The sequence below is a fragment of the Corynebacterium sp. 2571A genome (assembly GCF_055700935.1).
Map to the genome: position 1 here is coordinate 425,735 of NZ_JASTTE010000001.1, position 13,901 is coordinate 439,635.

General features: G+C 68.6%; 11 protein-coding genes. 6 read left to right on the top strand and 5 right to left on the bottom strand.

Translation table 11 applies throughout. The features are described from left to right. Positions 1-75 precede the first annotated feature (75 nt). Positions 76-1,224 carry a GuaB3 family IMP dehydrogenase-related protein gene (locus QQS53_RS02155; protein ID WP_472774298.1) on the top strand — a complete coding sequence of 383 codons (1,149 nt, stop codon included), beginning with the start codon at positions 76-78 and terminating at the stop codon, positions 1,222-1,224. Positions 1,225-1,359: 135 nt separating this feature from the next. On the opposite strand, the gene QQS53_RS02160 is transcribed toward QQS53_RS02155, so the two are convergent. Next, positions 1,360-2,730 carry an amino acid permease gene (locus tag QQS53_RS02160; RefSeq protein ID WP_472774299.1) on the bottom strand — a complete coding sequence of 457 codons (1,371 nt, stop codon included), beginning with the start codon at positions 2,728-2,730 and terminating at the stop codon, positions 1,360-1,362. A 171-nt stretch (positions 2,731-2,901) separates the two neighbouring features. On the opposite strand from QQS53_RS02160, the gene guaA reads away from it, so the two are divergent. Next, positions 2,902-4,482, top strand: a complete 1,581-nt coding sequence (guaA, locus tag QQS53_RS02165) for a glutamine-hydrolyzing GMP synthase (RefSeq protein WP_472774300.1) — start codon at positions 2,902-2,904, stop codon at positions 4,480-4,482. Positions 4,483-4,620: 138 nt separating this feature from the next. Here guaA and QQS53_RS02170 read toward each other — a convergent pair whose 3' ends face one another. The 4 genes from QQS53_RS02170 to QQS53_RS02185 form a co-directional block, all read right to left on the bottom strand. Beyond that, positions 4,621-5,925 (bottom strand): ABC transporter permease, encoded by a 1,305-nt coding sequence (locus QQS53_RS02170; RefSeq protein ID WP_472774301.1) that lies wholly within the window; start codon positions 5,923-5,925, stop codon positions 4,621-4,623. Beyond that, positions 5,915-6,589 carry an ABC transporter ATP-binding protein gene (locus QQS53_RS02175; protein WP_368520845.1) on the bottom strand — a complete coding sequence of 225 codons (675 nt, stop codon included), beginning with the start codon at positions 6,587-6,589 and terminating at the stop codon, positions 5,915-5,917. The genes QQS53_RS02170 and QQS53_RS02175 overlap by 11 nt, the downstream gene beginning before the upstream one ends. A 23-nt stretch (positions 6,590-6,612) precedes the next feature. Next, complete coding sequence (locus QQS53_RS02180; RefSeq protein WP_472774302.1) at positions 6,613-7,914, bottom strand: efflux RND transporter periplasmic adaptor subunit; 1,302 nt, start codon at positions 7,912-7,914, stop codon at positions 6,613-6,615. Between the two features lie 276 nt (positions 7,915-8,190). Then, on the bottom strand, positions 8,191-9,444 hold the full coding sequence (locus QQS53_RS02185; protein WP_472774303.1) for a PspC domain-containing protein: 1,254 nt from the start codon (positions 9,442-9,444) through the stop codon (positions 8,191-8,193). 124 nt (positions 9,445-9,568) lie between these two features. Here QQS53_RS02185 and QQS53_RS02190 point away from each other — a divergent pair, with 124 nt between their 5' ends. The 4 genes from QQS53_RS02190 to QQS53_RS02205 all read left to right on the top strand — a co-directional run bounded on the left by QQS53_RS02190 (position 9,569) and on the right by QQS53_RS02205 (position 13,872). Then, positions 9,569-10,753, top strand: a complete 1,185-nt coding sequence (locus QQS53_RS02190) for an ATP-binding protein (RefSeq protein ID WP_472774304.1) — start codon at positions 9,569-9,571, stop codon at positions 10,751-10,753. A gap of 2 nt (positions 10,754-10,755) precedes the next feature. Further along, positions 10,756-11,418, top strand: coding sequence for a response regulator (locus tag QQS53_RS02195; protein ID WP_472774305.1), 663 nt, complete (start codon positions 10,756-10,758; stop codon positions 11,416-11,418). Positions 11,419-11,500: 82 nt separating this feature from the next. Further along, on the top strand, positions 11,501-12,289 hold the full coding sequence (locus QQS53_RS02200; RefSeq protein WP_472774306.1) for a hypothetical protein: 789 nt from the start codon (positions 11,501-11,503) through the stop codon (positions 12,287-12,289). Continuing rightward, positions 12,286-13,872 (top strand): Y-family DNA polymerase, encoded by a 1,587-nt coding sequence (locus QQS53_RS02205; RefSeq protein WP_472774307.1) that lies wholly within the window; start codon positions 12,286-12,288, stop codon positions 13,870-13,872. Before QQS53_RS02200 ends, QQS53_RS02205 begins: the two co-directional genes overlap by 4 nt. Positions 13,873-13,901: the final 29 nt, after the last annotated feature.

Sequence of the window (13,901 nt, forward strand, 5' to 3'; positions counted from 1 at the left end):
AGCGCGTAGGAAACCCGTTATACGACACGTAGCACTCCCCGCGACGTCGCAACACTCACAGATAAGGAGCAGCACATGCGCGACTACGTAGAAATCGGACTGGGGCGGCAGGCGCAGCGCACCTACGACCTGGACGATATTTCCCTCGTGCCCACCCGGCGCACGCGTTCCTCGAAGGACGTGGACACCACCTGGCACATCGACGCCTACACCTTCGACATCCCGTTCGTCTCCCACCCGACCGACGCCCTGGCCACGCCGGAATTCGTCATCGAGATGGGCAAGCAGGGCGGCCTAGGGGTTATCAACGCCGAGGGCCTGTGGGGCCGGCACGCGGACTTGGAGGCCGCGCTCGAGCAGGTCTATTCCCACCCGGGGGACAACTCCGTCCTGCAGCGCCTCCACGCCGCGGACCTGGACACCGACCTGCTGACCGAGCGCATCCGCCAGGTGCGGGAGGCGGGCGTGACCGTGGCGGTGCGCGTGTCCCCGCAGAACGCGCGCGAGCTGGCCCCAGTGGTCATCGCGGCCGGCGCGGAGCTGCTGTTTATCCAGGGCACCCTGATTTCCGCCGAGCACGTCAGCACCGGCGGCGAGCCGCTGAACCTGAAGGAATTCATCGGTTCCCTGGACGTGCCGGTCATCGCCGGCGGCGTGGCGGACTACACCACGGCCCTGCACCTGATGCGCACCGGCGCGGCCGGCGTCATCGTGGGCGGCGGCGTGAACACCAACCCGGAGACCGTCGGCATCGACGTGCCCCTGGCCACCGCTGTGGCGGATGCCGCGGCCGCGCGCCGGGACTACCTGGATGAGACCGGCGGGCGCTACGTGCACCTGTTGGCCGACGGCGACTTCGTCAACTCCGCCGAAATCACCAAGGCCGTGGCCTGCGGTGCCGACGGCGTCGTGCTGGGCCCGCTTCTGGCCTCGGCCCGCGAGGCCGGCGGTAAGGGCTGGTACTGGCCGGCCGCGGCCGGGCACCCGCGCTTCCCGCGCGGCTTCGTGGACTACGCCGCAGCAATCCCGGGCGACCTGGACGTTGATTTCCTCGACGGCGAGGCCGACCACAACGCCCCGAGCCTCGAGGTCGTTCTGCATGGGCCCTCGAACGAGCCCTTCGGCCAGTTCAACCTGGTCGGCGGCCTCAAGCGCGCCATGGCCAAGTGCGGCTACACGGACCTCAAGTCCTTCCAGAAGGTCAACCTGGCTATCCGCGGCTAAATAGATCAGCGAGGGCAAACGCGCCTGTCCCACGGCCGAGGGCAACAAAGAGGGGGTATCGCCAAGCAGGGCGATGCCCCCTTTATCCTGCCCGGGAGGCGCCGGCGGGGCAGCGGCCTGTGGGGTGGGCAGCGACTAGTTGCCGGTGACGATCTCCCAGGCGGAGACAGCCATGATGACAAGGCCCATGACGAAGACGAAGATGGTGTCGGGGCGTGTGGCGTAGTGCTTGAAGGCGGTGGCCTTGCGGAAAAGCAGCATGGGCACGATATAGACCAGGAAGGCGACGAAGATGCCGCCGACGACGGAGATGAAGTCCAGGATGGACGGGTTGTAGACCGCCACGGCGACCGAGCCGATAAAGACCAAGACGTAGATGACGTAGGTGAGCTTCTTGCCCGTGAGCTTGTCCGCGGTGCGTGGGGCGAGCACGCGGAAGATGTATTTGGTGCCTTCCTCGGTGCCCAGCATGTGCCCGGAAAAGGACGAGGCGATGGCGCAGATGGCGACCACGGGGGCGAGGAAAGCCATGAACGGGGTGTGGGTGACGTTGGCAAAGTAGGACAGGATCGGGATGTTGGCCTCCCGGGCGGCGTCCATGCCCTCGGCGCCCATGGCCATGGAGCAGGACCAGACGAAAAACATCGTGAAGGCCACCAGCAGGCAGGCGGTCAGCAACTCCACGCGGGAGACTTGGCGCTCGGTGCCGGCGACGTCATCGCCGTGCCCGTGCTGGGCATCAAGCGCGAACTGGGACAGTGCCGCCATGTGGCTGAAGGAGAAAACCAACACCGGCAGGATGAGCAGGAGGGACTTCCACAGGGCAGTGTCCGACTCATAGTCGTAGAAGCTGGCCAGGTCCCACTGCGGGATGAGGTAGATGGAGACCACTGCCAGGGCGATAATCAGCGGGTAGACCAGCGCGTTGCCCAGCCACAGCACGGCCTTCTTGCCGGCGGCGAAGGCCGCGGTGAGCACGCCGATGCAGGCGCTGGCCAGCACCCAGCGGTTGATTTCCGGGCCGCCGAGCTGGTTGACAATGAAGCTGTCGACGGTGTTGGTGATGCTGATGCCGTAGATCAGCACGGTGGGGTAGATGGCCAGCCAGTACAGCAGCGCCGTGGCCAGCCCGCGCTTGCGCCCGGTTAGTGCCGTGATGACCTGCAAAACGTCCAGGCCCTTGATGGGGGAGGCGGCCACGATGCGCGCGTAGGTCCGGTGGGAGAAAAAGACCACGGGCCCGATGAAGGCCGTGGCGATGAGCAGCGGCCAGAAGCCGAAGCTGCCGGCGTTGATGGGCAAAAAGAGGATGCCCGCGCCGACCGCGGTGCCGAACAGGGTGATAGCCCACGTCAGGTCGGAGCCGGCGGAGAAGTCTTCGCCCTCTGCCGGGGCTTGGATGTCCTCTTCGTGGATGTGCTCTAAGTCGGATTCCTCGCGCGACTTCGCAATATGCTCCGGGCTATGTTGCTCAGGCAGCTCGTCGCCATGGATGGGAGTGCTCATTACCTCTCCTCCTCGTCTGATGTGAAATATGACACTCTAGCATAGACGAGTGATAAACCGCGGGGCATAGGTTCGGGAGATTGCTTGATTCCTTAACCGGGTGCGAGGCGGGGAGGTTACGGGGGATGGCCAGGCTATAACGCGGGGCCGGCTATGCGTTAAACTGACGGGGTGACTAAGCCTTCCACTACCCCTCGTCCAGTCCTCGTGGTGGATTTCGGGGCTCAGTACGCGCAGCTTATCGCCCGTCGCGTGCGCGAGGCCCAGATCTACTCCGAGGTAGTTCCCAACTCCGCCACCGTAGAGGAGATTAAGGCCAAGAACCCGGCCGCGCTGATCCTCTCCGGTGGTCCTTCCTCCGTCTACGCCGACGGCGCCCCGGCTCTGAAGCCGGAGCTGCTGGAGCTCGGCGTGCCGGTCTTCGGTATCTGCTACGGCTTCCAGGCCATGAACCACGCCCTGGGCGGCACCGTCTCCTCCACCGGGGAGCGCGAATACGGCCGCACCGACCTACACGTGGATGACCAGTCCGGCGTGCTGCACGCCGGCCTGGAAGAGACCCACAAGGTCTGGATGTCCCACGGCGACGCGGTCTCGGCCGCCCCGGAAGGCTTCACCGTGACCGCCTCCTCCGCGGGCGCCCCGGTGGCCGCCATGGAGTGCGTGGCCAAGAAGATGGCCGGCGTCCAGTACCACCCGGAGGTGCTGCACTCGCCGCACGGCCAGGAAGTGCTGACCCGCTTTCTGACCGAGATCGCCGGCCTGGAGCAGAACTGGACCGCCGATAACATCGCCGAGCAGCTCATCGACGACGTCCGCGCCCAGGTCGGCGAGACCGGCCGGGCCATTTGCGGCCTGTCCGGCGGCGTGGACTCCGCCGTGGCCGCCGCCCTCGTGCAGCGCGCCATTGGTGACCGCCTGACCTGTGTATTCGTGGACCACGGCCTGCTGCGCGCCGGGGAACGCGAACAGGTGGAAAAGGACTTCGTGGCCTCCACCGGCGCCAAGCTGGTCACCGTGGACGAGCGCGCTTCCTTCCTGGAGAAGCTGGCCGGCAAGACCGACCCGGAAGACAAACGCAAGGCCATCGGCGCGGAATTCATCCGCTCCTTCGAGCGCGCCGTCGCGGGCGTGCTGGATGACGCCCCGGAAGGCTCCACCGTGGACTACCTGGTGCAGGGCACCCTGTACCCGGACGTCGTGGAATCCGGCGGCGGCGACGGCACCGCGAACATCAAGTCCCACCACAACGTCGGCGGCCTGCCGGACGACGTGGAATTCGAACTGGTCGAGCCCCTGCGCCTGTTGTTCAAGGACGAGGTTCGCGCCGTGGGCCGCGAGCTGGGCCTGCCGGAAGAGATTGTCAACCGCCAGCCCTTCCCGGGCCCGGGCCTGGGCATCCGCATTATCGGTGAGGTCACCGAGGACCGCCTGGAGACCCTGCGCCAGGCCGATCTCATCGCCCGCACTGAGCTGACCAACGCCGGCCTGGACGCCGAGATCTGGCAGTGCCCGGTGGTCCTGCTGGCGGACGTGCGCTCCGTCGGCGTCCAGGGCGACGGCCGCACCTACGGCCACCCAATCGTGCTGCGCCCAGTCTCCTCCGAGGACGCTATGACCGCGGATTGGACCCGCATCCCCTACGACGTGCTGGAGAAGATCTCCACCAAGATCACCAACGAGGTCAAGGAAGTCAACCGCGTCGTGCTCGACGTGACCTCCAAGCCGCCGGGAACCATCGAGTGGGAATAAGCCGGAAAGCTTAACCGGCTTCAGCTGAAGGCACGCGCCTTTCAGCGTAAAAACCCGCCGCCGCTACCAGGACGCGTTCCTGAGGTAGCGGCGGCGGGTTTTGTATTTTCGCGGCTTTAACAGTTCCGGTGGGGCTGTCTATTCGTACCGCAGGGCCTCAATGGGGTCGAGTTTAGCGGCCTTGCCGGCGGGGTAGTAGCCGAAGAACAGGCCGATGGCGAGGGCGAAGAGCAGGGAGATGACCACGGCGGACAGCGGTGGGAAGGCGAGTAGCCCCATCGCGGCGGAGCCGGCCATGCCGGCTAGGGCGCCGAGGATGATGCCGATGACGCCGCCGACCAGGCAGACGATGATGGCCTCGGTGACGAACTGCCAGCGGATGTCCCGGCGGGTCGCGCCCAGGGCCTTGCGCACGCCGATCTCCCGGGTGCGCTCGGTGACGGTAATCAGCATGATGTTCATGACGCCAATGCCGCCGACCAGCAGGGAGATGCCGCCGATGGCGGCCAACCCGATACTCAGCGAGGTGATAACCTGGTTGAAGCTGGCCATGTCCTGGCTAAAGTCCGTGACTTTGGCGTGGTAGGCGTCGTTGTCCGCGTACATCTCGTCCAGGGCCGCGCGCAGGCGATCGGCCGCGGCCTGCTTGTCGGCCGAGTCGGCCACCTGGACCGTCAGGTGGTTGAAAGCCTCGCCGGCGCCGGGCTGCTTCGAATAACTCGCCGCCAGCGGGTAGGGGACCGTCATGCTGAGGTCCTCGCCGCTGACGCTAAGCAGGCCGGCGGACTCCTCCCGCGCCTTCACGCCGACGACCATCAGGTCTACCGCGTTGCCTTCCTCCGGGGTAAATTCCAGGAATTGGCCGAGCGCGTTGTGCGGGTCCGCGCCGAAGAGTTTTTCCGCCAGGTCCGCGTTGAGAACGGCCACTGGGCGGGCGCCGTCGATGTCGGCGGCCTCAATGTCCCGGCCGGCCGACAGCGGGTCGCCGTTAATCAGCGCCATGTCCGGGTTGATGCCGCGGGTGGTCGCGGAGACCTCCTGGGGAACGAGCTGGTTGTCCATAGAGACCTTGCCGAAAGTGGCGGAGTTTTCCCCGACGCCAATCCCGGTGACCATGTCGCCCATGTGCTCCCGCAGCTGGTCGAGCTGATCGGGGCTGATCAGCGAGGCGCTATCGATGTCTCCGCCGGAGCCGTACATGGCAGCCGGGTCCTGGGTGTCTTCCTCCCCGTCGGCGGGGCGGGAGGTGACGTCGACGTTGAGGTTGTTGATGCCCGCGTCGTCCAGGTTTTGCTGGAACTGGTTTTTCAGCGAGGCGCTCAGCGTCATGATGGCGATGACCGCGGCGATGCCGATGATGACGCCCAGCAGCGTCAAAAACGAGCGCATCTTGTTGGTGCGCAGGCTGATCAGCGCCAGGAAGACGGATTCCTTAATGCTCACGGGGCTCCTCCTGCAGGATGCCGTCGCGCATGGTGACGGTGCGTTCGGTCTCTTCTGCCAGTTCCGGGTTGTGGGTGATGAACACGATGGTCTTGCCGTGCTCGCGGTGCAGCGTGTGGAAAAGGTCCATCACGCGGCGGCCGGTGTGCGAGTCCAACGCACCGGTCGGCTCGTCGGCGAGCAGGATGTCGGGGTCGTTGGCCAGCGCGCGGGCGATGGCCACGCGCTGCTTCTGCCCGCCGGACAGCTCGTTGGGCAGGTGGTGGGCGCGGTCGGCCATGCCGACGAGCTCGAGCAGCTCCGCGGCCCGCTGCGCGCGCTGCTTGGCGGGCACGCCGGCATAAACCAGGGGCATTTCCACGTTCTTGGCGGCGCTGATGCGGCCGACCAGGTTGAAGTTCTGGAAGACAAAGCCGATGGCCTGGCTGCGGTAGTGCGCCAGCTGGTCGTCGGTGCTATCGAGCACGTCGATGCCGTCGAGCAGGTAGGTGCCCGCGCTCGGCCGGTCCAGCAGTCCGATGATGTTCATCAGGGTCGATTTGCCGGAGCCGGAGGCGCCGACCACCGCGGTAAATTCCCCGCGGGGGACCTGGAAATCGCAGCCCGGCAGGACGGTCAGCTCCCCTTCGGTGCCGACGTTGAAGCTTTTGACGATGCCGCGCATGTCGATGAGGGCGTGGTTCTCGGTCACTGTTGCCTGCCTTCGAATCCGGCGATGGTGACGTTCTGATCGACCAGGTCCTCGTGATCGCGGGCCTGGGTGAGCACGATCTCGCCCGGTTTGACCTCGGTGCCCTTGAGCTCCGCGGCGAAGGCACTGGTAATGCCCACGGTCACGGGGCGCTTGACCACGCGGTAGCCGTCCTCGTCCGGGTTGTCGCCGGCGGGCTCGGCCACGAGCACGAAGGCGCGCTGCCCCTCGCTGAGAATCGCGGTCAGCGGCACGGTGGGCACGTGCTTTTGTTCGGCGGAGACGATCTTGGTCTTCGCGGTGGAGCCGATGTGCAGGCCCTCGGTGTCGCCGGTGACCTCGATGGTGACCGGGAAGGTCGCCTTGGTGGCCCCGCCCTGCCCGGCCAGCGCGGCACTATCCCCGCCGGCGCCGGCGCCGGCGGCCTCGGGCTGCTGGGCGACCGGGGAGATGCCGGTGACCTTGCCAGCAAATTCCTTGCCCGGGGCGCTCGGGGAGGTAAACGTCACCCGGTTGCCCGGGCGCAGGTTGGGCATGTCGGCCTCGCTGACGGTGGTGCGGATTTCCAGCGTGGAGTCATCTGCCACGGTGGCCACCGGCCCTTCCGCGGGGCTGCCCTCTTTCGCGTTTAAGGCGGTCACGACTCCCTCGAAGGGGGCGGACAGGGTGCCGGCGTTGATGGAGTTTTCCAGCCCGGCGTTGGCCAGGTTGGCCGACTCCTGCGCGGCGGACACGTCCTCCTGGGCGCGGGCCAGGGCGCGCTCCTGGGCGGCGATCTGGGTCTGGATATCGCCGGAGGCAGCGGCGGCGCCGCCCTCCTCGTCCGCGCCTGCGCTCGCGGCCGCGGTCTCCCCGTTGGCGGCGGCGGTGTAGAGGCGGTCGAGCTCTGCCTGGGCGTCGGCCACCTGGTTCTGGGCGGAGCGCAGCTCGGTGCGCTGGGTGGCGCGCTGGCCGGCCAGCTCCTGCTCCTCCGGGGTGGTGTCAATGACGGCCAGGGGCTGCTGGGCCTGGACGCGGTCGCCCACGTGCACGCGCACGCTGGAGACCGGGCCGGTCAGGCGCGTGGACAGCACGGCCTCTTCGCGGGCGGCCACGGTGCCGTTGGCGCTGACCGCGTTGGTGACGTCCCCGCGGGTGACCTCGGTGACGTCGTCGGCCTGCAGGACGCTCCCGCTGGCCACGCTGGCGTACCAGCACCAGGCAAGTGCGCCGAGGACGAGGACAACCACGGCGATGATAGCGCCGATGATGAGCGGCTTTTTGGTTTTCTTCTTAGCGGTAGCGGGCTCAATGGCCATAACAGCTAGTACTCCTTTTGAGTAAAGGCCTCGGGGCAAAGGCAGGATTTCAAGGCTCTGGCACCGCTGGGGTGGCAGACGGGCAAGTTTTGGCAGTTGCTAACTATAGACGCGAAAACCCTCTCCTTAATCCTCCCGGAGAATGATTTCCGGAAAAACCAGAAGCCTTGCGCCAAATCACGTCGGGCTTGCGCTAAATCACGTCGGGGAGGATGAAAAGGGAGAGGGAAAAGGAGCGGGGAGAGGGGAACGGGGAGAAGGGAGCGGGCTGCGCGCCTAGGAATTGGCGCCCGCGGTGGGGTAGTCGATGGTGACGTTGCCAACGCCGGCGTCGACGTGGACGGCGAACGTGGCGTCGGGGTTGTCCTGCTCGCGGCAGTTGCTAGCGCCCACGCCGTCGTCACAGGTCAGGCTGTAGGAGACCCCCTTCGGCAGGACGATGTCGGTGTTGCCGACCCCGGCGTCGATGGTGACCTCGGCGCGGTGGTTGAGCTGGTCCCAGTCGCGGATCTGGCTGAAGTCCACCTTGCCGTAGCCGACGGAGAAGTCGTAGGTCTGCGGCAGGTCCTTCACCGAGGTGGGGGTGTATTCGCGGTCGTCAAAGGCGAAGCCGTCGCTGACGGTCAGCCCGTCGGTGGGGTTGTCGACGTGGCGGACCACCCGGAAGCCCACGGTCGCGGCGATGACCAGGGCGGCGGCCAGGACCACGCCGAAGAAGCTCAAGGCGACGACCAGGAGGGTCTTGACGAGGGAGCGCTTCTTCTTCGGCTCCGCGGCCGGGCGCGGGTCCGGCAGGTGCCAGGTGTCCGGGGCGGCGCCGAGCGGATCCCAGGCCGGCGGGGTGTTACGGCCCGGCGGGAAGGGGTAGCCGTCCACCGGGCTGAACATCGACATGTCCACCTCCGGGTCCGCGGCCGGCTGCGCCTGCTGCGCGTCGGTCTGGGCGAGCTGCCCGGCCGCCAAAAGTCCCGCTGGCGGGGTCGGGCGGTGGCGGTACAGGAAGAACCAGATGAGGCCGGTGAACAGGGCAATGCCAAGCGCCGAGGAGCTAAAGGAAGGGAAGAAGGAGTCTTCCATGATGGTTACCGACCACGCCCCGGAGGTCATCAGGAAGCCGATGAGCAAGGCGATGGCTAGGCCAGACTCGGAAGTCTCCCCGTCCCGGCGGCCGAAGAGGTCTTCGACCGGGGAGGAGGCCTTGGAATAGCGGGGCATCAGCGCCCAGGCCAGGAAGTAGGCCGCCAGCCCGCCGCCGAAGGCGAGGGTAGTGGCCACGAAGGCCACGCGGGGCAGGACCGGGTCGATGCCGAAGCGGGCGCCGATGCCCTCGCACACGCCGGCGATCTTGGCGTTGCCGCCCTGCTCGGCGGGGATGCGCGGCGGGCGGGTGGCCCACATGGCGCGCAGGGTCTTTCCCAGGCCGTCGGTGGGTTTGGAGTCGGGGGAGGCGCCGTAGGGGCGGGCGGCGGCGTCGTTAGCGGAAGCGTCCGGGGGAGGCTCGGAGTGGAACGGGTCGTATGGGGAAGTCATGCTTTAAGTATGGTCTGCGTCTATGCTCCGGCACATCGGGGAGCGCCCTGATCTTTGCCCGGATTAGGTCTCTCAGGGTGATCCCGGATGTGGTCTGCGCGGGAGCGTGGCACGATATTGATCTATGAGTATTCCCCCGTCCGAGCCCGCCGCATATTCCCAGCGGCGCGCGGCACCCTACCCGGCCATGGTACGCCCGCAGCAGGGCAAGATGGTCGCCGGCGTGGCCGGTGGTGTGGCTGAGAACCTGGGCGTGGACATCCTCTGGGTGCGCCTGGCGCTGGCCGGGCTGGCGCTGGTCTCCGGGGTGGGGCTGATCCTGTACGCGGGCCTGTGGATCTGCACCCCGGCCCGCCAGGACGCCCAGGCCCCGACCTCGCAGTGGGAGATCCCGCGCTGGAGCTGGGGGCTGGTGGTGGCCCTCGCGCTGGCGGCCGGGGTCGCAATCGCGACGGTGGTGCTGGGCGTGCCGCCGCAGGTGCTGATGCCGCTGGCATTCGTCGCGGTGGGCGCCCTGCTGGCCTGGCAGGCTTATGACCGCTCGACGAATACGTTGCTCGGCATGGGCAGCCTCGCGGCCGGCTTTGCCCTGGTGCTGGCCGGCACGGTGGTCATGGCGGTCTTCTGGGACCGCGAGCACGGGTTCAGCTCGGCGCTGGTGGCCTCCCTGCTGACCATGCTGGGGCTGGGCGTGCTGGTCATCCCGCTGGTGCTGAAGCTGTGGCGTTCCCTGGCGGAGGAAAAAGCGGCGAAGGCGGCGGCGGACGAGCGGACGGCTATCGCCTCCCAGCTGCACGACTCGGTGCTGCAGACCCTGGCGCTTATCCAGAAACGCGCCGACGATGGCCCGGAGGTCGCGCGGCTGGCGCGTTCCCAGGAGCGCCAGCTGCGGGCCTGGCTCTTCGACGCCGACTCCGCCACCCCGGAGACCATCTTCGGCGCGGTGGAAGCCGCCTGCGCCGAGGTCGAGGACCTGTTCAACGTGCGGATTACCCCGGTGACCGTGGGGCAGGACGCGCCCCTGAGCGACAACACCAAGCTGGCGGTCGAGGCGGCCCGCGAGGTGCTAGTCAACGCCGGCAAGCACGCGCAGGTGGACACGGTCGACGTGTTCTGCGAGGTGCTGGCAGGCGAGCTGACCCTGTTCGTGCGCGACCGCGGCGTGGGCTTCGACCCGGCAGCGGTGGCGGCCGACCGCCACGGGATCCGGGACTCTATCCGGCAGCGCATGGAACGCGCGGGCGGTGTGGCGCGGCTGGATAGCCAGCCCGGGGCCGGCACGGAAGTGGAGCTCACGGTAGCGTTATAGGCATGGTTACTGTCTTCTTGGTCGATGATCACTCCGTCTTCCGCGCCGGGGTGCGCGCGGAGCTGGCCGACAAAGTAGACATCGTGGGGGACGCCGGTACGGTCGCCGAGGCGATCCGCGGTATCAACGAGACCCGCCCGGACGTGGTCCTGCTGGACGTGCACATGCCGGACGGCGGCGGGCTGGCCGTCATCCAGGGCATTGAGCCGGGCCCGAAGTTTTTGGCGCTGAGCGTTTCCGATGCCGCGGAAGACGTCATCGCCCTCATCCGCGCCGGGGCGCGCGGCTACGTGACCAAGAATATCGACGGCGCGGAGCTGGCGCGGGCGGTCGCGCAGGTCTACGACGGGGACGCGTATTTCTCCCCGCGGCTGGCCGGCTTCGTGCTGGACGCCTTCGCCGCCGGCGAGCCGGCCCCGGAACCGGAGGGCGAGCCCAAGCCCCTGCCCGCCCAGGGCGAGGATCCGATAGTCGACGCCCTGACCCCGCGCGAGCTGGAGGTACTGCGCCTGCTGGCGCGCGGCTATACCTACCGCGAGATCGGGCAGAAGCTGTTCATCTCCATCAAAACGGTGGAAACGCACGCCTCCAATATCCTGCGCAAGACCCAGCAGTCCAACCGCTATCAGCTCACCCGCTGGGCGGCCAGCCGCGACCTGGACTGATTAATCCCAGGTGAGGCGGGCACCCCTCGCGCCAGTCGAACGGACGTTTGCATGTGTCCAGGGGAGGGTTCATACTTGAGGGGTGCAGCAAACAAGTGTTCCCCAAGCGGTGGGCCAGTCGGTCGAGGACCGGGTGGCGGCTCTGCGCGCGCAGATGGAAAAGATGGGCGGCGGCTCCGCCCTGCCCGCACGCGGGCCTAAACAGTGCGCTGCACGCTCCACCGAAAGCGGTGCTGAGCGGGGGAATGGCAAAAGTCCCGGGGATTCCGCCGGACAGGCCGCGCCGGCCGGCGGCGTGGCGCCCCGCGGGGCATATGCTGCCGAGCAGCAGATTGAGCTGGGCGGCGCACTGGCCGGTGCCCTCCCGGCGGGCGGCCTGGTGCGCGGCAGCGCGGTGCGGTGCAGCGAGTGTCCGGCCTTCATAATAGAACTGGTGTGCCAAGCCACGGAGGAGGGCTACTACGTGGCCCTGGTCGGCTGGCCGGAGCTGGCCCTGGCCCAGGTGTGCGAGCGCGGGGATATCAGCAAGGTGGTCGCGGTGCCGGACCCGGGCACGGATCCGTGGGCGGTCAGCGCCACCTTGGTCGAGGGCATGGATTTTGTCATCCAGCGCGTGCGCGCGGCCTCCCAGCAGCGGGTGCTCAGCCCCGCGCGGGCGCGCCCGGTGGCGGCCCGGCTGCGGCAGGGGCGCGCGGTGCTCATTACCGTCGGGCAGCACGTGCCGTCCGCGGCGCTGCGGCTGGACGCCCGGGTGGAGTCCTACCCGGGGATCGGGCGCGGGTGCGGGCGCATCCGCGGGGTCGAGGTGCGCGTGCAGGCGTACTCGAAGTACTTGTCGCGCCCGGCGCAGTCCGTGGTGAGGTGCGCATGAGCGCGCCGGCAGTGCGGATTGCTGCGCTCTGGTTTCCCGATTGGCCTATCCAGGCCGCCCGCTACGCCGAGACCCTGCCGGAGGGCGCGGGGGCGGGCAGCCCCATCGGGGTCCTTGCCGGCGGGGCCGTGAAGGTCTGCAATACCGCCGCGCGCCGCGCCGGGGTCCACCGCGGCATGCGGGTGCGGGCGGCCCAGGCGGTTTGCCCGGAGCTTTTAGTCTGGGAGTCCCAGCCGGAGCGCGAGGGCGCCGTCTTCGCCGAAATCGTGGAATCCCTGGACGCGGTAGCCTCGTCCATCGAGGTCATCCGCCCCGGCCTCGTGGTGGTGGACGCCGCCGCGGCCGCCCGCTTCCACGGCGGGGAGGCCATCGCGGTGGAGATGTTGGTCGATGCCGCCGCGCGCCAGGGCTTGGACATGACGGTCGGGGTGGCCGACGAGCTGGCCACCGCCATCATCGCGGCCCGGGACCGCGGGCTCGGCGCGGTGGTGGAGCCGGGGGCTTCCCGGCAGTTCTTGGCCCCGCGCAGCGCCCAGGTGCTAGCCGCGGAGGTAGCGCTGGGCTGCCCGCCGGAGCTGGTCGCCCAGTTCGTGCGGCTGGGCCTGCCCACCTTGGGGGATGTGGCGCAGCTGCCGCTGCACCAGGTCACCAGCCGCTTCGGCAACGCCGGGCGGCGGTGCCACGCCATCGCCAGCGCGCAGCCGGATCGGCGGGTCGCCCCGGAGCTGGCGGGTGCTGAGCTGGACGTGTGGATGCGCCCGGAGGATCCGCTGGAGCGCGTGGACGCCGCCGCGTTCGCCGCCCGCCAGCTGGCCGCCCAGCTGCACCAGCGCTTGAGCGTGGCCGGGCTGTCGTGCCTGCGCCTGCGCGTGAGCGCGCAGTGGGCCGACGGCACGGAGCTGCGGCGGGTCTGGCGCACGCGCGCGGCGCTGAGCGAATCCGCCACCGCGGACCGGGTGCGCTGGCAGCTCGACGGCTGGCTGGTGGGCAACCAAGCCGAGGGCGGGATCGTGGGGCTCGGGCTGGAGCCGCTGGAGGTCGCCCAGCCGGAACAGCACAGCCTGGTGGAATCCGGGACGGGCTCGGCGGCCCGCGCCCAGCAGGTCATCGAGCGCGTCCAGTCTCAGCTGGGCATCGACAAGGTGGTCCAGCCGGTCGACCGCGGCGGCCGCGGGGTGGCCGAGCGGGTGGACTTCGTCCCCTACGGCGAGCGGGTCGAGCCCGCGCCGCCGGGCGCCTGGCCGGGCCGGATTCCGGCGCCGCTGCCGGCCCAGCTGGAGCTCGACCACCCGAGCGCGAACCACCCGGCCGCCCGCATCCGGATGATTAACGCCGAAGGCCACGACGTCTTCGTCACCGAGGAGGCCCTGCTCTCGGCCGAGCCGGCCGGCCTGGCCTGGGGGAAAAACCGCTACCTGGTTACCGCGTGGGCGGGCCCGTGGCCGGTGGACACGGGCTGGTGGACGGCCGCCGGCACGCGCCTAGCGCGGCTGCAGATAGTCGGCACGGATCAAGAAAAGACCCGGGCCTGGCTGCTCAATTGGCAGGCCGGCCGGTGGACGGTCGAGGCCAGCTACGTCTAGGAAAGCCGCCACAGTGCCATGGCGTCTGC